A 19,795-nucleotide genomic window follows, 5' to 3' on the forward strand; every position below is an offset into this window, starting at 1 on the left:
CTCCCGGCACGACAGACGACTGAGGCGCCAGATCTTGCAATTCATCTCAACACGCGGCGGCACGCTCGGCGCATACTCCGACGTTCTTCTCGAGGGCCTCGCCCCAAACGGCGGGCTCGCCGTTCCGGAGCTGCTGCCGCAGTTCACGAACGACGACCTCGAGCGGTGGCGGCCGCTCGACTACGCGGGCCTCGCGACCGAGGTGCTCGCGCTGTTCGCGACCGACATCCCGCGCGACGACCTCGAGCAGCTGACGGCGCACGCGTATGGCGGGGGACGCTTCGCCTCCGAGGACGTCGTGCCGCTGCAGAAGCTGGACGCGCAGCTCACGCTCGTGGGCCTGTCCGAGGGGCCGACGCTCGCGTTCAAGGACATGGCCATGCAGTACCTGGGCCAGACGCTCGACTACGTGCTCGCCAAACGCGACCGCGTGCTCAACGTGCTCGGCGCGACCTCTGGCGACACCGGCTCGGCCGCGGAGCACGCGCTGCGCGGACGCGAGCGCGTCTCCGTCTTCATGCTCTCCCCGCAGGGCCGCATGAGCGCGTTCCAGCGCGCGCAGATGTACTCGCTGCAGGACGAGAACGTGCACAACATCGCCGTCAAGGGCGTCTTCGACGACTGCCAGAACCTCGTGAAGCGCCTCGCGGAGGACATCGACTTCAAGCGCGGCAACAACATCGGCGCCGTCAACTCCATCAACTTCGGTCGCATCTCGGCCCAGATCGCCTACTACGTGTGGGCGTGGCTGCGGGCGACCGACGAGCTGTCGGCGGATGCTCGAGACGGCTTCGAGGTGTCGTTCGCGGTGCCGTCCGGCAACTTCGGCAACATCCTCTCCGGCCTGTACGCGAAGCTCATGGGCCTGCCCGTTCGCAAGCTCGTGCTCGCCGTCAACGAGAACAACGTGCTCGACGAGTTCTTCCGCACGGGCTTCTACCGCCCGCGCAACGCCGAGAACACGCTTGCCACGTCGAGCCCGTCGATGGATGTGTCGCGCGCGTCGAACCTTGAGCGCTTCGTGTTCGAGCTCCTCGGTCGCGACGGCGGACGCACGGCGGCCGCGTGGAGCGAGCTGGCCGAGACGGGCGAGATCGACCTGTCGGTGGCGCAGCACACGTTCGAGCCGCTCTTCGGCATCGTCAGCGGAACGAGCACCCACGCCGACCGTCTCGCGACGATCCGCGGCGTGCACGACGCATCCGGTGTCACCATCGACCCGCACACGGCCGACGGCGTGAAGGTCGCGCGTGAGCACCTCGAGGACGGCGTCCCCATGCTCGTGCTCGAGACCGCGAAGCCGCAGAAGTTCGCCGACACGATCTCCGAGGCGCTCGGCTCGCCCGTCGACGTGGATGCAGAGACGCAGGCTCTCCTCGACGCCCCCCAGCGGGTCGTCGAGCTCGACGACGACGAGCAGCTCCTGCGCGACTTCATCGCGGAGCGCGTGCTCCGCTAGCCGCTTCATCCGCCGGCGCGCAGCCGGCCGCAAACATGCGAGAGATGCATGCTTCTGTTGCCGGGAGCCTGCATCTCTCGCATGTCTGTCTCGGGGTCGACTGATGGCGTAGGCCGGCGGCAGCAAACGTGGGGCAGATGCATGCTTCTGTTGCCGGGAGCCTGCATCTCTCGCATGTCTAAGCCGGACTATGCCGGGACTCGCCTTCGGCGCGGGCACCTACTTGTAGTGATGCTCCCCGCGGGCTGCCTTCTCGACGACGTCCTGGATGCGCGCGGCCCGGATGGCTGGCGTCTTGATGCCGGTGATGCGGAAGATGACCTGGAAGCGCTCCTGCTTCTTCATCGCCTCGAAGAAGGCGAGGGCGGCTGGGTTCGCGTCGAGTGCCGCCTGCAGGTCGGCCGGAACAACCGCGTCCTTGACTCGGTAGGCGGCGTCCCAACGGCCGTCGGCCTTCGCCCGCTCGATCTCCGCGAGGCCGCCCGGCTGCATGCGCCCCTCCTCGATGAGGCGGGCAACGTGCCCGACGTTGATCTGCGACCACGGGCTGTTCTTCCGCCGTGGAGTGAACGCCTGCAGCGTGTAGTCGTCGTCGAACCGCGCCGACTGGCCGTCGATCCACCCGTAGCAGAGCGCCTCCTCGAGCGCCTCCTGCCAGGTGATGCCCGGCGCCTTCGAGAGCTTCTTGCGCAGCTTCAGCCGCACGCCGCCGTCGTCTGGGCTTGCCGCGAGGAACGCCTCCCACTGCTCGAGCGTGAAGTCGTGGATGGGTTTGTCGGCAAAGCTCACCATGCCGTCATCCTAGGAGGCCGTCGGTCCGGCTGGCGCTGTCCAACTTCCGTGATGGATGCGCTCCACCGACCACCGGGAACGCATCCTGGCCCGTTTCATCACGCAAATCGGTCAGGGCCCGCGCCCAGCAGAGAGCTGAGCACGGGCCATGATCGTCGGCCCAAGCCGCCGAGGTGCCGAGGCCTCGCCTACCCGGCGATGAAGCTCATGAGCAGCCGCACGGAGAGCGCGAGTACCGCGGCCAGGCCGAGGACGCCGAACGCGTTCTGCCACCACTTGTTGCGCATCTCGCCCATGAGGGAGCGGCGGTTCGCCATGACGATGATGAGCGCGGCCAGGATGGGCGCGACGAGGATGGTGAGGGCCTGGGCGAGCACGATGAGCTCGACGGGCGAGGTCTGGAAGATGAGCGTCACTGCCAGGCCGAAGGCGAGGATGAAGCCGCTGGTGACGCGGGCCGTGATGGTGTTCGCGGATGCGCCCCTGCCGAACGCGTCGGACAGCATCGTGCCGCCGGCGATCGCGTTGGGGATCATGGAGGAGAACGCTGCTCCCGCGAACCCGAGGGCGAAGATGAAGCCGCCGACGGGGCCCGCGAGCGGTTCGAAGATCGCCGCCAGACCGGTGATCGAGGTCGCGGTCTCTGCAGTCTTGCCGAGTGCGCCCGCCGCGACGACGATGACGAGGCCCGTCATGATGCCTGGGGCGATGATGCCGGGGATCGTGTCGACGAGCGTGACGTCGCGGTAGTCCTCCTCCGTGCGGCCGCGCTCCTTCGTGCCGTACGAGGTGTAGAAGGCGGCGTTGATGGAGAAGTTCGTGCCGACGAGCGCGACGATGAGCAGCCAGGAGCCTTCTGGTGCGGTCGGGATGAGCCCGCGGCCCGCCTCCGCCCAGTCGGGGTTCACGACGAACGCGCTCACGACGAAGCAGATCGCCATGAGGGCGACGATGCCGATGAGCACCTTCTCGATGACGTTGTAGATGCTGCGGATGAACAGCACGGCCGCGACGCCGAGGGTGCAGATGGCGGTCCACATGACGGGCGACGAGCCCTCGACGAGCATCGACAGTCCGAGGCCGGAGCCGACCGCGTTGCCGACGGAGAAGCAGAGCGTGATGAGGAAGACGCCGACGCCGGCGACGACCCCGAGCGGCTTGCCCAGGTGGTCCTTGATGGAGGCGATGAGCGATACCGGCGACTTGATGCCGAGGCGCACGCTCATGTCGGTGAGGAAGATCATGAGCACCGTCGAGACGGCGATGACCCAGATGAGCGTGTACTGGTACGAGCTTCCCGCCTGGACGGCGGTGGTGAGGTTGCCAGGCCCGAACTGCCAGGCGCCCGCGACGAAGGCGGGGCCGATGAGCGCCAGCTGCTGCCAGAAGCGGCGGCGAGTGCGGCGGGATTCGACGATCGTGCGGACTGCTTCGGTCGAGATGCGTGCGTGGCCGGTGCCCGGCGTCGAGTGGAGGCGGGTGTCGCCCATGGGGGTCTCCTTCGTGGAGTGCGGCTGGTCGGATGCGGGGCATCCGGCCGCGAAGTCGTCATTGACTTGGGGGTCGCGCAGGTTGGGGGAACCGGCGGGACCGGTGCCGCTTCCGTGGTGTGCGTGGCGGCGTGTGTCGTCGATCGTCGAGCAGTCGACGTCAAGCGTATGGGGCAGCGACGCTGTTGTCGCCGCCCCTCTCTGCTAGGAGGCGACCGTCACGCGGTCGAGCCCTGCGAGGGCGAACGCTTCCGCGATCTCGCGGTCCGCGCCGTCCGCGAGTGGCAGGAGCGGGGTGCGGACGGTGGCGTGGTCGAGGATGCCGCGGTGCACGAGACCCCACTTGAGGGCGACCGTGCCCTCCATGTGGGAGCCGCGGTGGTACACGTTCTTCGTGACGGGAAGCAGGCGCTCGTGGATCTCGTGCGCCCGGTCGTAGTCGTGCGCCTTGCCGGCCTCGATGAGCTCGACGAGCGCCTCGGGGGCGATGTTGCCGTAGCCGACGAGCAGGCCGTCGACATCGAACATCGTGGGCAGCAGGTACTCGTCGTGGCAGGAGAGGATCTGCAGCTCAGGGTAGGCGGCACGGAGCGCGGGGATCTCGGTGTACCAGCGGCGCATGTTGCGCACGCCGTTCTTCGTCGCGAAGACACCCTCCTGGCCGGCGATCTCGAGCTGCGTGTCGAGGTTGTAGCTGGCCTTCGTGTTGTCGGGGTACTGGAAGAGGATCAGTGGCAGTCCGCTCTCCTCGTAGATGTCCCGGTACCGCGTCTGGGGCGCGCCGTCCTGGTAGCCGAAGCGCAGCCACCCGTGGGACGGGTACACGAGGCCGGCGGACGCGCCGGCATCCACTGCCCGCTTGGCTTCCTCGGCGGCGACGGCGTTGCCCTCCTGGGTGATGCCGGCGACGATCGGGATGCGGGAGTCGACCGATTCGCGGAAGGCCGTGATGACCTTGGCCTGCTCGGTCTGCGTGAGGAACGTGCCCTCGCCGGCGTGGCCGAGGACGACGAGGCTCTTGACGCCGTCGACGGAGCCGAGCCAGGACCCGAGGCGCTGGATGGCGTCGTAGTCGACGGCGCCGTCCTCGGTGAAGGGGGTGACGGGGGCGGGGGAGAGGCCGCGGAGATCGATCGACATCTTGTCTTCCTTTGCTCATCGTTGAGGTGGTGGGTCCCGGGCGTTGCGAGCTGGCGTAGCTTTTGCTTCTGCTTGTGCCGGGTTGCAAACGTTTGCGGGAACGATTGCAAGTCTTGATGCAAACGTTCCCGGTGTCAACCCCCGAATCCTGGGATTCCTGCCGGAGGGGCGGCAGCGACCGGGATACACTCCTCCGCATGAGGCGAAACGACAGTGCTGTTGCCCCCGCAGCGGGCGAGCGCCGAGTCGTGACCCTCAAGGAAGTCGCCGCCGAAGCCGGCGTCAGCATCTCGACGGTCAGCCGCATCCTCGACGAGCGCACCGCGCAGTCGCAGTCGGCGACCGCCGTGCGCGTCCGCGAGATCGCCAACGAGCTCGGCTACCGGCGCAACGTCTTCGCGTCCCAGCTCCGCCGCGGCTCGACGAGCACGATCGGAGTGCTCGTCCCGCGCCTCAGCGACACGGTCATGGCGCTCATGTACGAGGCGATCGAGCGCGCGGCGGCCGCACGCGGCTACGTCGCCGTCGTGGCGACCACCGGCGACGACGCCGAAGGCGAGCAGCGCGCCGCACAGGTGCTGCTCGACCGCAACGTGGATGCGCTCATCATCGCCTCGTCTCGACGCGTCGACTCCTTCCCGCAGTCGCTGCAGGAATCCGGCATCCCGCTCGCGCTCGTCCTGCGCACCGACGGCGTGAGCCCGTCCTCGCTCGGCGACGACGAAGTCGGCGGCTACCTCGCCGTGCGCCACCTCATCGACCTCGGCCACCGCGACATCGCGCTCGTCACCGGCCCCGACTTCACCTCGAGTGCGCGCGACCGCCTCGCCGGGGCGCTGCGTGCTGCTCGCGAGGCCGGCATAGAGATCCCGCCGCACCGCATCGCCGGCGACGGGTTCCGCATCGAACACGGCGCCGCCGCGGCCGAGCGCATCCTCGACGGGGCCGACACCCCGCCGACCGCGATCTTCGCCGCGAACGACAACCTCGCCCTCGGCGTCATGGCCGCCTCGCACCGCCACGGCCTGCGCATCGGCACCGACCTCGCGCTTGTGGGCTACAACGACGTCCCCCTCGCCGAGGCGCTGCCCGTGCCGCTCACCTCGGTGCGCACGTCGTTCGACCAGATCGCCACGACCGCGCTCGAGCTGCTGCTGACTCCCGGCGCCGGACCCGTCATCCGGCGCGCGATGCCGACGCTCATCCCGCGCGCGTCCAGCTGTCCGCCGTCGCGCTGACCGCGGCGCCGTTGCCCCGCCGCGGCTGCCGATTGCGCCCGCCCCTGTCCAACATCAGTGCGATATGGCGACATTCTGCCCGTAAGGCCGTCGTTCGCGCGACTTCTGCACTGATGTTGGCCAGGTCCGCCGCTCGGCGGCTGGGTCGACCGGCGCTCCGGGGCTTCGTGCCTGGTGCTCGCGCCCGTGCTCTGGCCCCGCCCTCTGTGGCCAACTTCCGTGATGGATGCGCGCCCGTGGCGTTCGTGGTGCCGTACGAATGCGTTTTGTCCCGCAGCTTGGCCAGGTGAACGTCGCTACTCGTCGAGGAGGTCGAGGAGCGTGCGGATGATCGCCTCGCGCTCCCCGTCGCTCGGCAGGAGCTTCGCGGCCTCGGGGAGGCTCTCGCGTGACTCGCTCACGAACGACGTCGAATGGTAGAGGCCGTCGCCGAGGAGCTTGGTCATGTGGGCGACGAGTGGACTGCCGGTCGACTCGAGGATCGCGTCGTGCCACGAGCGCTCGAGTTCGAGCACGGCGCGGGTGGCGCTCTGGTTGCCGTTGCGGGAGAGGTTCATGACGGCGAGCCAGGCGGTGTCGAGCTCGTCGCCCACGGAGCTGCTCATCTCGATGAAGTGGCGGACGGTCGTAGCCGCGTCGCCTTGCAGCTGGTCCGCGCTTGTCCGTGCCATGCCGGTGAAGCGCTCGATGAGCGCATCCGCCAGCGCCTCCTTCGAGGGGAAGTGGTAGATGAGCCCGCCCTTGGAGACGCCCGCGATGCGGGCGACGGCGTCGAGGGTGGTCGCGGCGACGCCCACGGTGGTCAGGGACTCCTCGTAGGCGTCGAGGATCTTCTCTCTGGCGGAGGTCATGGCCGACATCCTACAGTTGCCAACTGTACCGGCTGGTCGGTATAGTCCTCTTTCATGACCACACTGATCGAACAGCGCGCAGGCCGGAAGGAGTGGCTCGGCCTCGCGGTGCTGATGCTCCCCGTCCTCCTCGTGTCGATCGACAACACGGTCCTGAGCTTCGCCCTTCCCTACATCGCGCTCGACCTCCAGCCGAGCGCCGCGATGCAGCTCTGGATCATCGACATCTACCCGCTTGTGCTCGCGGGCCTCCTCGTCACGATGGGCTCCTTCGGCGACCGCATCGGCCGCCGCAAGTTGCTGCTCATCGGCTCGACGGGCTTCGCGCTCGTCTCTGTGCTCGCGGCCTTCTCCGTCTCTGCCGAGATGCTGCTCCTCTCGCGCCTGCTGCTCGGTGTCTTCGGCGCCATGATCATGCCGTGCACGCTCTCGCTGCTCCGCGGCATGTTCCACGACCGCGCCCAGCGCCGCCTCGCCATCGCCATCTGGGCGACGGGCTTCTCCGCGGGCACCGCCATCGGGCCGATCGTCGGCGGCGTGCTCCTCGAGCACTTCCACTGGGGCTCCGTCTTCCTCATCGCGGTGCCGTTCCTGCTGCCGCTCCTCATCTTCGCGCCGCTGCTCGTCACCGAGTCGCGCGACCCGAACCCTGGCCCCATCGACGTGCCAGCGATCCTGCTCTCCATGGCTGCGCTCGCGCCCGTCGTCTTCGCCATCAAGCACACGGCGACCGACGGTCTCGACCTCATCTCGGTGGGCTCGCTCCTGGTCGGACTCCTGTCGGGGTGGCTGTTCGTGCGTCGACTCCTGAAGCAGGAGAACCCGATCCTCGACATGCGCCTGTTCGCGGTGCCCGCCTTCACCGGCTCGGTGCTCGTGAACCTCGTGAGCGTCGTCGCGCTGGTGGGTCTGCTCTTCTTCCTCTCGCAGCACCTCCAGCTCATCCTCGGACTCACGCCGCTGCAGGCTGGCCTCATGCTGCTCCCCGGAACGGTCATGATGATCGTCGCCGGCCTTCTCATCGTGCGAGTCGTGCGCCGCGTGAAGGTGCATATCGCTATGGCGTTCGGCCTCGGCCTCGCGTTTCTCGCCTACCTGTCGCTGGCGATCACGGGCGGCTCGGCTCCGCTGTGGATGCTCGTGGCCGCGTTCACGCTGCTCGCGGCGGGAATCGCGATCGCTGAGACGCTCTCGAACGACGTCATCATCGCGAGCGTCCCTCCCGCGAAGGCTGGCGCGGCGTCTGCTGTCTCGGAGACGGCGTACGAGGTGGGCGCGGTGCTCGGCACGAGCGTTCTCGGTGGCGTCCTGACGGCAAGCTACCGTTCCGGGATGGTCGTCCCGGACGGCGTGACGGCGGAGCAGGCGGATGCGGCGCGTGAGACCCTCGCCGGTGCCGTGAACGTCTCGAACGAGCTCGAAGCCGGTGGCATGGCGTCGCAGGCGCAGACCCTCCTCGACTCGGCCTTCCATGCCTTCGACGCGGGCAGCACGGTCACCTCGGCAGTCGGCGCTGTGCTGATGGTCGGCGCGATCTTCCTCGCGCTCCGCATGGTCAGCAAGACGCCCGCGTAGTCGGCGTCGCCGGCAGCTGTCGCTCGCATCGCGCGGACCCTCGGTGGGTCGTAGGGCTGTGCTGCCAGTCAGGGTGACGTGAGCCCCGAACCGGGGGTCGGGCTCCAGATTCGGAGCCCCACGTCACCTTGACCGGCAGCGCGTGCGTGGCAGACCGACCCACATCGTCGCTCGTCAGAAATCGCGCGAGACACCGCGACCCGGTACTGTCGCTGTCGAGCCGTCTTCCAACGCAGGAATCCGCTTCTGCACTGAATACGTTCCGCAGTGGGTGGGCTACTCGACCGTGATGGCTGTTTGCGTGTATTGCCACACCCAGAGGAGAACCAACGCATGAAGATCGGACTGCTGACCAGCGGCGGCGACTGCCCAGGACTCAACGCTGTCATTCGTGGCAGCGTGCTCCACGGCATCAAGACCTATGACAACGAGTTCGTGGGCTTCCGCGACGGCTGGCGTGGCGTCATCGAGGGCGACGTCATGGATCTTCCTCGCACGAAGGTGCGTGGCCTCGCGAAGCAGGGCGGCACGATCCTCGGCACCTCGCGCACGAACCCGTTCGACGGCCCCAACGGTGGCCCCGAGAACATCGCCGTCATGATGGAGCGCCACTCGGTGGATGCGCTCATCGCGATCGGCGGAGAGGGCACGCTGGCAGGCGCGAAGCGTCTCGCCGACGCCGGCATCCCTGTCGTCGGCGTGCCGAAGACCATCGACAACGACCTGCAGGCCACGGACTACACGTTCGGCTTCGACACGGCCGTGCAGATCGCGACCGACGCCATGGACCGCCTCCGCACGACCGGTGAGTCGCACCACCGCGTCATGGTGGCCGAGGTCATGGGCCGCAATGTCGGCTGGATCGCGCTGCACTCCGGCATGGCGGCTGGCGCTCACGCGGTGCTCATCCCCGAGCAGAAGGTGCCGATGACGCAGGTCGCCGAGTGGGTCTCCGAGGTGCACCAGCGTGGGCGCTCGCCGCTCGTCGTGGTCGCCGAGGGCTTCATCCCCGAGGGCATGGACGAGGTGCTCTCGCAGGGCACCGAGGTCTCCGGCCGGCCGCTGCTCGGCGGAGTCGGCGACTACGTGACCGCCGAGCTCGAGAAGCTCACGGGCATCGAGACGCGCAACACGACGCTCGGCCACATCCAGCGTGGTGGCGCGCCGACCGGGTTCGACCGCGTGCTCGCGACCCGCTTCGGCCAGTACGCCGTCGACATGGTCAACGGCAAGCAGTGGGGCAACATGGTCGCGCTGCGCGGCACCGAGATGCAGACCGTGGCCTTCGAGGAGGCCCTCGACGGTCTCAAGACCGTCCCCCAGGACCGGTGGGACCAGGCGAAGATCTTCTTCGGCCGCTAGGCCGTCGGGTCGCTGACCCGAGATGCATGAAGAGGGCGGATGCAGGCGCATCCGCCCTCTTCGTGGTCGCGCAGGGTGCTCAGTGGGCGCCGGTGGGTCCGACGAGGGCGCCGCTGAGGGAGCCGGTCAGGATGACGACGGCGAGCACGATGACGGCCGCGCCCATGGTGATCGGCCGGTCCACGAACCAGCGGACGATGCGCTGCAGCGAGAAGCCCTTGGGCGGTGCGTCTCGCCAGCCGCCCTCGAGGGCGCCGCGGCGCTCAGCCCACCAGTCGTAGACGAGCGTCGCGAACGGCGGGATGGCCGCGAACCAGCCGAGGCCGAACATCCACCACGGCCAGCGCTGGTTGACGCCGACGAACGCCGTCACGACGAGGTAGACCATGAACATGGCGCCGTGCAGGGATCCGCCGACCGACACGAGCAGGTCGGTGGTCTGCGTGACGTACTTGAGGAACATGCCGGTGAGCAGCAGGGCCCACGTGATGGCCTCGCCGATCGACACGGCCCGCAGCAGGACTCGCGGCGTGAGGCGTCGGCCGTCGGAGGGGGTCGTCGATCCGGTCGCCGTGGCCTGCGCCGTGCGCCCGGCCGTCGTGCTCGCTTCTGACACCGTCTAGACGCGGGCGAGCAGCGCCTCGACGGCGCTGCGGAAGATCGGGAGGCCGTCGAGGCCGGAGGCCATGTGGGTCGCCGTGTCCGGCCCGAAGCCGAGCTCGACCGCGTGCTCGGGGTGCGGCATGAGGCCGACGACGTTGCCGCGCTCGTTCGTGAGGCCCGCGATGTTGTTGCGTGAGCCGTTCGGGTTGACGTCCACGTAGCGGAACGCGACCTGGCCCTCGCCCTCGATGCGCGCGAGCGTCTCGTCGTCGGCGATGAATCCGCCCTCGCCGTTCTTCAGCGGGATGGTGATCTCGGCGTTCTTCTCGTACGCGTTGGTCCATACGGTGTCGTTGTTCTCGACGCGCAGCACCTGGTCGCGGCAGACGAACTTGCCGTGGTCGTTGCGGATGAGCCCACCGGGCAGCAGGTGCGCCTCGGTCAGCATCTGGAAGCCGTTGCAGATGCCGAGCACGGGGAGGCCGGTGTTGGCGGCCGTGATGACCTCGGCCATGATCGGGGAGTGGCTCGCGATCGCGCCTGCGCGAAGGTAGTCGCCGTAGCTGAAGCCGCCGGGGAGGATGATGGCGTCGACGCCGTGCAGGTCGTGCTCGCCGTGCCACAGGGCGACGGCTTCGCCGCCCGCGAGGCGCACGGCGCGCTGCGCGTCGCGGTCGTCGAGCGAGCCCGGGAACGTGATGACGCCGACGCGGGGGCTCATGAAGCGGAGCCCTTCGACTGGACCTCGGCCGCGATGACCGATGCGAGGGACGCCTCGGTGTCGGCTCCGGCGACGTCGTCGATCTCGTCGGCGTCTTCCGCCGTCTCGGTGCCGTCTGGCAGCACGTCGATCGAGATGACGTCCTCGATGACCCCGTTGGCGAGCAGCTCGTCGGCGACCTGCGAGATCTCCTCCATGAGCTCTGCCGTGACCTCGCGGTCAGTGGTGATCTCGAAGCGCTTGCCCACGCGCACGTCGTGCAGGTGGTCCTTGCCGAGGCGCGAGAGGGCACCGGCGACGGCCTTGCCCTGCGGGTCGAGGAGTTCCTGCTTTGGCATGACGATGACGACGATCTTGGGCATCGGGAGCGGCTCCGATCGGTGGAGGAAAGAGACGCCCCCAGCTTACCGTCAGGCGCGGATGCGCGAGGCTCGTCCAGAATGTCGGTGCACACGCATAGCCTTGACCAACATTCGCGGCCGCTGGCATCCCCGCCGGCCGCATCGCTGACATCTTGGGAGCATCCATGCGCGACAAGCTCAAGCGCCTCTTCAGCGGCGACAAGCGGGTGGGGCGTCCCACGCCAGTGCTGCCCGCGCCCTCCGCGTCCTCCGTCGCTGCCCAGCTTGCGGCGCAGTCGTCGCCGCCCATCGAGCACCTCGATGCTCCGGCGCGAGATGAGGTCATGGTCGGCGGCAATGCGGTCCAGGCGTACGCGCCAGACGACGGCGAGGGTCGCGGACGTCGCCCCACGAGCGTCGGCGTCATGTGGACGGACCAGCTGGGTCGCGTCGCGACTCGCGCGCTGCAGGGGCTCGTCATCGTCGCTGCTGCGACCCTGCTCATCTTCGCCGGGCTGCAGGTCACGATCGTCGTCATCCCGGTGCTGCTGGCGCTCATCGTGTCGGCCGCCGCGTGGCCGATCATCCGATTCCTCACGTCGAAGAGATGGCCGCCGGCGCTCGCGACCATCACCGTGCTGCTGGCCATCATCGTCTTCCTCGGCGGGGCGCTCACGATGGTCGTGCTGCTCGTGCGCAACCAGTGGTCGGAGCTGTCGGAGCAGGCGGTTCAGGGCTTCAACCAGGCCATCGAGTGGGTGAACGCGACGTTCCCGATCACGATCGACCAGGACCAGATCAACGAGTGGATCGGGCAGGCTCAGGACTTCATCTTCACGAGCCAGTTCGGCAACGCGGCCGCGACCGGGCTCACTGCTGGCATCTCCGGCGTCACCACGTTCATCACGAGCGGCGTGCTCTTCGTCGTCATCCTGTTCTTCTTCATGAAAGACGGGCCGCTCATCTGGGGGTTCCTCACGAAGCCGCTCAAGGGCGCGAACAAGCGCCGCGCGCGACTCATGGGGTCCCGTGCGGTGGAGGTCATGGGCGGGTACGTGCGAGGCACGGTCATCGTGGCGCTCGTGGATGCGGTGTTCATCGGCATCGGGCTCGCCATCGTCGGCGTGCCGCTCGCGTTCCCACTCGCGGTGCTCGTGTTCATCCTCGCGTTCATCCCGATCGTGGGAGCGACACTGGCCGGCATCCTCGCGGCGCTCGTCGCGCTCGTCACGAACGGGCTCGTCCCCGCCATCGTGGTCGTCGGCATCGTCGTGCTCGTCAATCAGCTCGAGGGCAACTTCCTCCAGCCGGTCGTGCTCGGCAAGTCGCTCAAGCTGCACGAGCTCGTCGTGCTCATCGCGCTGACGGTCGGCACGATCCTGGGAGGCATCGTCGGCACTCTGCTGGCCGTGCCCGTCGCAGCGGTCAGCTGGGCGCTCATCCGCGCCTGGTACGAGCCCCTCGAGAAGCTGCAGGAAGACGACGCCCTGCCTGATGACATGCGAACGAGGCTGCCCTGGCGCAAGAACCTCGACGAAGACGATGCCCCGGCCGGCGCCGCCTCAGGTGCCAAGGGCTCGAGCATCGACGTCTGATGTTCGAGCGGCTGACCCGGGGCGCTCGGGAGAAGGGGGTGCTGGCTGAACTCAGCTCGGCGAGCATCGCTGTGACGGTCCTCGTCGGCGTCTGGACGCTGTACACGGTCGCGGACATCTCGCAGTTCCCGTACGACGCGTCCACGTGGTCGTATGTCGGCATGGGTGCACCAGCGCTCCTCGGCATCTGGCTGAGCGTCGAGCTGCTGGGCCCGCAGACCAAGCAGCCGTTCCTCGGTCGCTTCATGGTCCGAACCCTCGTCGTGGGTCCGCTCCTCTTCACGGCGGCGCTGCTGGTCGGCGCAGTGCTCCTGGTGGTGCTCACGCTCACCGGCGGCATCGTGCCGGTCCTCAACGAGGCGAGCAGTCCGGTCGCCGAAGTGCTGCTCAACGTCTTCCTCACGTGGCTCATCGGCATCGCCGCCGTGATGCTCGGGGCTCTTGTCGGTCTCGTCTTCATCGTGCTGCCGGTCCTCTCCTGGAGGGACCCGGCCAGAGCCGCCGAGATCAATGGCGAGGAGGTGCCGAAGGGCAGGCTCGCACAGGCGCGGATCGTGCGTCTCACCTTCTCTGGCATGCTCATGCTGGTCTTCCTCGCGCCAGCGTTGTGGGTCGCCGGCGAAGACAACGCTCGTGCCGACAGTGCTCCGGAAGCGTTCGTCAACGTGTGGCGCGCAGTGGTCGAGTTCGAGCCGTCATGGTGGGACCGCTACCTCTACGACGTCCTCTGGGTGCTCGGGATGCTGAGTGCACTGCTGCTCGTGGCGTCCGTCGTCGCGGTCATCATCCTGCAGCGTCCGAAGAAGGGCATGTCACGCGTGGAGCGTGCGACGTATCGAGGCGGCAAGTAGCGGCACGTGCCCGGAGGTCTCCGGCCCGGCTCCGCAACCCTTCAGTCGCGCATCCACTTGTGCTAATGTCAGGACATAGGCGGCGGTGTGCTGATGCCGAGGCGGACTCGAGGGCGAGCTTCTGCGTCGGTGCTGGCGCACGAGACTCGATGTCCCGAAACCTCGGGTTCGCGTCTGCCGCGGCGCCGGCGAACCCGGCCCACAGCCACCGATGAGGAGACCAGCATGACCCTGCTCGACACCGTGCCTTCCAACGACAACGGCACGCCAGCGACGAAGCTCGCGCCCCTCGCCTGGGCCGCGCAGAACACGAAGACCGCGTTGTGGAACGACTCGGCGGACCCCGATGAGCTCACGAAGTCCATCGAGTTCGGGGCTGTCGGTGCGACCTGCAACCCGGTCATCGCGTTCGCGGCCATCAAGAAGCGCCCGGACGTCTGGGGTCCGCGCATCACCGAGATCGCCGCCCAGAACCCGACGTGGGGCGAGTCGGAGATCGGCTGGCAGGCTGTTCGCGACCTGTCCATCGACGCGGCTCGACTCCTCGAGGCGGAGTTCGAGCGAAGCGGTGGGCGGAACGGCCGCCTCTCCATCCAGACCGACCCGCGCCTGCACCGCAACGCCGCAGCCCTCGCCGACCAGGCCGAGGAGTTCTCCAAGCTCGCGAAGAACATCATCGTCAAGATCCCCGCAACGAAGACGGGCATCGAGGCGATGGAGGAGGCCGCCTACCGCGGTGTCAGCATCAATGCGACCCTCAGCTTCACCGTGCCGCAGGCTGTTGCCGTCGGCGCCGCGCTCGAGCGTGCCCTCGACCGCCGTGCGGCCGATGGCCTCCCCGAGCAGGAGTTCGGCCACGTCGTGACGATCATGGGTGGGCGTCTCGACGACTGGCTCAAGAAGTGGACGACCGCGAACCGCATCCTCGTCACCCCCGGCATCCTGGAGTGGGCAGGAGTTGCTGCGCTCAAGCGCGCGCACGCCGTGTTCCAGGAGCGCGGCTACCGCAGCCGCGTGCTGTCGGCGGCCTTCCGCAACCAGCTGCAGTGGTCCGAGCTCGTCGGCGGCGACGTCGTCGTCTCGCCGCCCTTCGACTGGCAGGCCCGCATCAACGAGAACAACATCGCCGTCTCCGAGCGCATCCACGTGCCCGTCGACGCCGCGATCCTCGAGGAGCTGGGCACGCTCAGCGAGTTCCGTCGCGCCTACGAGGTCGAAGGCATGGCGCCGGAGGAGTTCGAGAACTTCGGCGCGGCACGCAACACGCTCCGTCAGTTCCTCGACGCGGATGCGCAGCTCGACGCGCTGGTGCGCGAGATCCTGGTGCCAGCCGCGTAGGGCATCCACGGCGGCTCTCCGCCACCATCCGCTTCCTGAACTGAGCTCGGCCGCGCCGCGTCGCGACACCCGGAGCGCGCCGAGCTCATTTCGCCTGCTGCTCAATCAGCGTGGCGGCGCAGGGGAGGGTCCGTAGTTTTCTCGCGAGGAGAACCGACGGGCTCTCCCCTTTCGCGTGCGTGCGCACGTCAGTGCGCTGGGGTCCCGCGATGGGCGGCTGGAAGCACGACGTCGTCGATGATGCCGATCAGGAAGTCGCGATCCGGAGACTGGCGCAGGATGAGCGTGCGGAACGCGGCCATGGCTGGCGCGATCATGCTCAGGGTGTCGAGGTTCACGTCTGCGGCGATCTCGCCGCGCGTGATCGCTCGCTCGAAGATGACGCGGTTCGCGGCTGCACGGGGAGCGACGATCGCCGCTTGCGCGGCGGCGGCCATCTCCGGGTCGCGCGCGATCATCGACACGACGCCGGTCATGACGTTGAGCTTGCGCTCGGCGTCGCGGATGTTCGGGGGGCGAACCAGGGCGATGAGGTCGCCCCGCAGGGTGCCCGTGTCGGGGAGCGCGTCGAGGTCGAGGTCCTTCGATTTCATGCAGGCCACCGCATCGAGCACGAGGTTCGATTTCGAGGCCCAGCGACGGTACAGCGTGGCCTTGCCCGCCTTCGCCCGGGTCGCCACCATGTCGATCGTCATGCCCTCGTACCCCGTCTCGGCGAGCACGTCCAGTGCGGCCTCGAGGATGTCGGTGTCGCGCGTGTGGTCGCGCTTGCGTCCGAGCCGTGGCTTCGCTTCGCCGTCGGAATGACCCGATGCTGCTGCCGTCGCTGCCTCGTCTGGTGTCGCCGGCGCTTCGGGGGAGCTGTCGGCGAGGTCTGTCTTCGTCATCGAAACCGCCTCTCGTCGTTGCACAGACTAGCCGTGCACATTACGGAACTGAGTGTATCCGAAACCGCTCAGTCTCGGATATGGTGATGCGCATGTCTGAATCCTCTGCACTCGCGACGGACCGCCGCCGCTGGTTGACGCTGGTCGTCGTCGGCCTCGCCCAGCTGATGGTCGTGCTCGACGCGACCGTCGTCAACATCGCCTTGCCGTCCGCGCAAGCAGACCTCGGCTTCTCCGATGGCCAGCGGCAGTGGATCGTCACGGCCTACTCGCTCGCCTTCGGCAGCCTCCTGCTCCTCGGCGGTCGTCTGTCCGACCTCATGGGGCGCAAGCGCACGTTCGTCATCGGGCTCATCGGCTTCGCGGTCGCCTCCGCCCTCGGTGGCGCTGCCCCGTCCTTCGAGCTGCTCGTCGCGGCGCGCGCCCTGCAGGGCGTCTTCGGCGCACTGCTCGCGCCGACGGCCCTCGCCGTCCTCACGACGACCTTCACGATCCCCAAGGAGCGCGCCAGGGCGTTCGGCGTCTTCGGTGCGATCGCTGGCGCGGGTGGAGCTGTCGGGCTGCTCCTCGGTGGCGTGCTCACCGAGGCGTTCGACTGGCGCTGGAACCTCTACATCAACGTCGCGATCGCTGCCGTCGCGCTGGTCGGCGCCTTCGTCTTCGTGCCGTCGATCGCCCGCACGGGTCCACGCCCCAAGCTCGACATCCCCGGAACGCTGCTCGTCTCCGCCGGCCTCTTCGCGCTTGTCTACGGCTTCTCGCACGCCGAGACCGACGGATGGGGTGCGCCGCTCACGTGGGGCATGCTCGCCGGCTCAGTGGTGTTCCTCGCGGCGTTCGTGCTCTGGCAGACCCGCGCCGGGCATCCGCTGCTGCCGCTGCACATCGTCCGCGACCGCAACCGTGGCGCCGCCTACCTGTCGGTCATGATCGCGGGTGCCGGCATGTTCGGCATCTTCCTGTTCGTCACCTACTACCTGCAGCTGACGCTCGGCTACTCGCCCATCCAGACGGGGCTCGCGTTCCTGCCCATGATCGCGATGCTCGTGCTCGCCGCACAGCTGGGCACGAACATCTTCGTGCCCCGCTTCGGCCCGAAGATCCTCGTGCCGATCGGCATGACGATCGCCGCGAGCGGCATGGTCCTGCTCACATTCCTGGACGCGACGAGCTCGTACGCGGCGCACGTCATGCCGCCGCTGATGATGATCGGATTCGCGATGGGCACGATCATGCCGGCATCCATGCAGACGGCAACGCTCGGCGTCGACCGCGAGTTCGCGGGGGTCGCGTCGGCGATGGTCAACACCAGTCAGCAGGTTGGGGGCTCGGTGGGTACCGCGCTGCTCAACACGCTCGCCGCGACGGCCGCCACCGACTATCTGCTCGAGCATGGCCGGGATGCTGTCGGCGACGCCATGATCGCCAGCTACGCCGCCGCCTACTGGTGGGGTGGAGGCTTCTTCGCCCTCGGGGCCATCGTCTCCGCGTTGCTGTTCCGACGCCGGAACCAGGGGCTCTCACTCAGCCGGGAGATCGAGGCGGAAGACGCCGCAGAGCCGGCCCTTTCGCACTAGTCCCTCCGGCTCCGGGTGCGCGCCTCGAGCGAGCACGGTCCGCGCGCACCCGGCGCATGCTCAGGTGTCTCAGGTCACCGCTCCTCGAGGTCGACGAGACGCACCTTGCCGACCACCGGCGCATCCAGTTCGAGCCCTTCGGCTTCGCGCACGGCCTTCTTGATGGGCAGGATGTAGGCGTCGTCGCTCGGGAAGATCGACGTGCGCCAGGTGGAGCCCCCGACCGTCGCTTCCACCCGCACCGAGCCGAAGCCGTGCGTGAAGCGCTCCGTGGCGGCCGCGATCCTGTCGGACGCGTCCTCGCTGAGGCTCACGAACGTCCACAGCTCACGCCGCTTGTCCCATCTCCACAGCGGATTCGAGAACGAGAACTCCATGCGACCATGATCGCGCACGAGAGCGGCCGCGGCGAGGCCCCGGCGCGAAGGGCTAGTGCCCGCCGCCCGGCAGCACGTCGCGCATCCGCTGCAGGCGGGTCTCGCTCTCGGCGTTCAAGCCGATGACCTCCACGGTCGTGCCGTGCCTCTCGTACTTCTCGATGACGGCATCGAGCGCGGCGACGGTCGACGCATCCCAGACGTGCGCCGCGCTCAGGTCGATGACCACCCGCGCCGGGTCGGACGCGTAGTCGAACTGCGCGTACAGGTCGTTCGAGGAGGCGAAGAACAGCTGGCCCGTCACCGCGTACGAGGCGAGCGCGCCGTCATCCGACAGGGTCCGCCGCACGTCGACGACGTGCGCGACACGACGCGCGAAGAGCAGCACGGCGCACAGCACGCCGGCTCCGACGCCGATCGCGAGGTTGTGTGTCGCGACCGTCGCGACCACCGTCACGAGCATGACCGCCGTCTCGCTGAGCGGCATCCCGCGCAGCGTCGACGGGCGGATCGAGTGCCAGTCGAACGTCGCCCAGCACACGAAGATCATGACGGCGACCAGCGCGGCCATCGGGATGAGCGCCACCACGTCGCCCAGCAGCACCACGAGCAGCAGGAGGAAGACCCCGGCGAGGAACGTCGAGATGCGAGTCCGAGCACCCGACGCCTTCACGTTGATCATCGTCTGCCCGATCATCGCGCACCCGCCCATGCCGCCGAACAACGCGGTGATGACGTTCGCGGCGCCCTGCCCCCACGCTTCGCGGGTCTTGCTCGAACGGGTGTCCGTGATGTCGTCGACCAGCTTCGCCGTCATGAGCGACTCGAGCAGCCCGACGAATGCCATGGCGAGCGCAAACGGGAAGATGACCTGCAGCGTCTCGAACGTGAGCGGCACATCCGGCACGAAGAATCCGGGCAGGGTGCTCGGCAGCTCGCCCTTGTCGCCAACCGTCGGAACGCTGAGCGACGCGAGCACCGTGATGAGCGTCAGCACGACGATCGCCACGAGCGGGGCAGGCACGACCGTCGTCAGCCGAGGCAAACCGAACACGATGACAAGCGCGAGCAGAGTCAGCGGATACACGAGCCACGGGACCCCGAGCAGCTCCGGCACCTGCGCCAGGAACACGAGGATCGCGAGCGCGTTCACGAACCCGACCATCACCTGGCGGGGGATGAACCGCATGAGCTTCGCGACCCCGACCACGGCGAGCAGCACCTGCAGCACACCGGCGAGGAGCACCGCCGCGATCAGGTAGTCGAGGCCGTGCGAGGCCATGAGGGGTGCGATGACGAGAGCCACAGCACCGGTCGCCGCCGAGATCATGGCGGGTCGGCCGCCCAGGATGGCGATCGAGACCGCCATCGTGAACGAGGCGAAGAGGCCCACCCGCGGGTCAACGCCCGCGATGACCGAGAAGGCGATCGCCTCCGGAATCAGCGCGAGCGCCACGACCAGGCCACCGAGCACCTCCACCTTGAGCAGGCGAGGGGAGCGCAGCGTGCGCAGCACCGACTGCCGCTCCTCGGGCGAGATGGCGACCGGTGCGGCCGACGCCGGTGCGGATGCGGGGGAGGAGGGCACGGCGGGTCCA

General features: G+C 68.5%; 18 protein-coding genes. 8 read left to right on the top strand and 10 right to left on the bottom strand.

Going from position 1 to position 19,795, the window contains the following annotated elements:
* Nucleotides 1-34: 34 nt before the first annotated feature.
* Nucleotides 35-1,459, top strand: a complete 1,425-nt coding sequence (thrC, locus tag F8O03_RS01050) for a threonine synthase (protein WP_151422010.1) — start codon at nucleotides 35-37, stop codon at nucleotides 1,457-1,459.
* A 219-nt stretch (nucleotides 1,460-1,678) separates the two neighbouring features.
* Here thrC and F8O03_RS01055 read toward each other — a convergent pair whose 3' ends face one another.
* The 3 genes from F8O03_RS01055 to F8O03_RS01065 all read right to left on the bottom strand — a co-directional run bounded on the left by F8O03_RS01055 (nucleotide 1,679) and on the right by F8O03_RS01065 (nucleotide 4,881).
* Complete coding sequence (locus F8O03_RS01055) at nucleotides 1,679-2,251, bottom strand: YdeI/OmpD-associated family protein (protein ID WP_151422011.1); 573 nt, start codon at nucleotides 2,249-2,251, stop codon at nucleotides 1,679-1,681.
* Between the two features lie 188 nt (nucleotides 2,252-2,439).
* On the bottom strand, nucleotides 2,440-3,741 hold the full coding sequence (locus F8O03_RS01060; protein ID WP_151422012.1) for an Nramp family divalent metal transporter: 1,302 nt from the start codon (nucleotides 3,739-3,741) through the stop codon (nucleotides 2,440-2,442).
* A 204-nt stretch (nucleotides 3,742-3,945) separates the two neighbouring features.
* Entirely contained in the window at nucleotides 3,946-4,881 is a 936-nt protein-coding gene (locus tag F8O03_RS01065) for a dihydrodipicolinate synthase family protein (protein ID WP_104286726.1), read from the bottom strand.
* A gap of 197 nt (nucleotides 4,882-5,078) precedes the next feature.
* On the opposite strand from F8O03_RS01065, the gene F8O03_RS01070 reads away from it, so the two are divergent.
* A complete protein-coding gene (locus F8O03_RS01070) occupies nucleotides 5,079-6,119 on the top strand; it encodes a LacI family DNA-binding transcriptional regulator (RefSeq protein WP_151422013.1) in 1,041 nt (346 codons plus the stop codon).
* Between the two features lie 296 nt (nucleotides 6,120-6,415).
* On the opposite strand, the gene F8O03_RS01075 is transcribed toward F8O03_RS01070, so the two are convergent.
* Nucleotides 6,416-6,970, bottom strand: coding sequence for a TetR/AcrR family transcriptional regulator (locus F8O03_RS01075; protein WP_104251578.1), 555 nt, complete (start codon nucleotides 6,968-6,970; stop codon nucleotides 6,416-6,418).
* A gap of 54 nt (nucleotides 6,971-7,024) precedes the next feature.
* On the opposite strand from F8O03_RS01075, the gene F8O03_RS01080 reads away from it, so the two are divergent.
* Nucleotides 7,025-8,545, top strand: a complete 1,521-nt coding sequence (locus F8O03_RS01080) for an MFS transporter (protein WP_151422014.1) — start codon at nucleotides 7,025-7,027, stop codon at nucleotides 8,543-8,545.
* A gap of 333 nt (nucleotides 8,546-8,878) precedes the next feature.
* Nucleotides 8,879-9,907 (top strand): ATP-dependent 6-phosphofructokinase, encoded by a 1,029-nt coding sequence (locus tag F8O03_RS01085; protein ID WP_104251579.1) that lies wholly within the window; start codon nucleotides 8,879-8,881, stop codon nucleotides 9,905-9,907.
* A 79-nt stretch (nucleotides 9,908-9,986) separates the two neighbouring features.
* On the opposite strand, the gene F8O03_RS01090 is transcribed toward F8O03_RS01085, so the two are convergent.
* The 3 genes from F8O03_RS01090 to purS are packed head-to-tail and all read right to left on the bottom strand — an operon-like array spanning nucleotide 9,987 to nucleotide 11,593.
* Nucleotides 9,987-10,523, bottom strand: a complete 537-nt coding sequence (locus F8O03_RS01090; RefSeq protein WP_151422015.1) for a DUF3817 domain-containing protein — start codon at nucleotides 10,521-10,523, stop codon at nucleotides 9,987-9,989.
* Between the two features lie 3 nt (nucleotides 10,524-10,526).
* Nucleotides 10,527-11,231, bottom strand: coding sequence for a phosphoribosylformylglycinamidine synthase subunit PurQ (purQ, locus tag F8O03_RS01095; protein WP_151422016.1), 705 nt, complete (start codon nucleotides 11,229-11,231; stop codon nucleotides 10,527-10,529).
* Nucleotides 11,228-11,593: a phosphoribosylformylglycinamidine synthase subunit PurS gene (purS, locus tag F8O03_RS01100; RefSeq protein WP_151422017.1), complete on the bottom strand. Its 366-nt coding sequence runs from the start codon at nucleotides 11,591-11,593 to the stop codon at nucleotides 11,228-11,230. Before purS ends, purQ begins: the two co-directional genes overlap by 4 nt.
* 164 nt (nucleotides 11,594-11,757) lie before the next feature.
* Here purS and F8O03_RS01105 point away from each other — a divergent pair, with 164 nt between their 5' ends.
* From F8O03_RS01105 to F8O03_RS01115, 3 genes are all read left to right on the top strand, one after another.
* Entirely contained in the window at nucleotides 11,758-13,167 is a 1,410-nt protein-coding gene (locus F8O03_RS01105; RefSeq protein ID WP_244295788.1) for an AI-2E family transporter, read from the top strand.
* Nucleotides 13,167-14,018, top strand: coding sequence for a hypothetical protein (locus tag F8O03_RS01110; RefSeq protein ID WP_151422018.1), 852 nt, complete (start codon nucleotides 13,167-13,169; stop codon nucleotides 14,016-14,018). Before F8O03_RS01105 ends, F8O03_RS01110 begins: the two co-directional genes overlap by 1 nt.
* Nucleotides 14,019-14,243: 225 nt before the next feature.
* A complete protein-coding gene (locus F8O03_RS01115) occupies nucleotides 14,244-15,356 on the top strand; it encodes a transaldolase family protein (protein ID WP_151422019.1) in 1,113 nt (370 codons plus the stop codon).
* A gap of 188 nt (nucleotides 15,357-15,544) precedes the next feature.
* Here F8O03_RS01115 and F8O03_RS01120 read toward each other — a convergent pair whose 3' ends face one another.
* Nucleotides 15,545-16,243 (bottom strand): TetR/AcrR family transcriptional regulator, encoded by a 699-nt coding sequence (locus F8O03_RS01120; protein WP_151422020.1) that lies wholly within the window; start codon nucleotides 16,241-16,243, stop codon nucleotides 15,545-15,547.
* Between the two features lie 92 nt (nucleotides 16,244-16,335).
* Between F8O03_RS01120 and F8O03_RS01125 the strand changes: the two genes are divergently transcribed.
* On the top strand, nucleotides 16,336-17,820 hold the full coding sequence (locus F8O03_RS01125) for an MFS transporter (RefSeq protein WP_244295792.1): 1,485 nt from the start codon (nucleotides 16,336-16,338) through the stop codon (nucleotides 17,818-17,820).
* Nucleotides 17,821-17,894: 74 nt separating this feature from the next.
* Here F8O03_RS01125 and F8O03_RS01130 read toward each other — a convergent pair whose 3' ends face one another.
* Nucleotides 17,895-18,197: a DUF1905 domain-containing protein gene (locus tag F8O03_RS01130; RefSeq protein ID WP_151422022.1), complete on the bottom strand. Its 303-nt coding sequence runs from the start codon at nucleotides 18,195-18,197 to the stop codon at nucleotides 17,895-17,897.
* A gap of 52 nt (nucleotides 18,198-18,249) precedes the next feature.
* The gene (locus F8O03_RS01135; RefSeq protein WP_244295796.1) at nucleotides 18,250-19,785 is read right to left on the bottom strand and encodes a SulP family inorganic anion transporter; all 1,536 of its coding nucleotides are present in this window, start codon (nucleotides 19,783-19,785) and stop codon (nucleotides 18,250-18,252) included.
* Nucleotides 19,786-19,795: the final 10 nt, after the last annotated feature.

Origin of the sequence: Pseudoclavibacter terrae, assembly GCF_008831075.1 — a bacterium.
GTDB lineage: Bacteria > Actinomycetota > Actinomycetes > Actinomycetales > Microbacteriaceae > Pseudoclavibacter > Pseudoclavibacter terrae.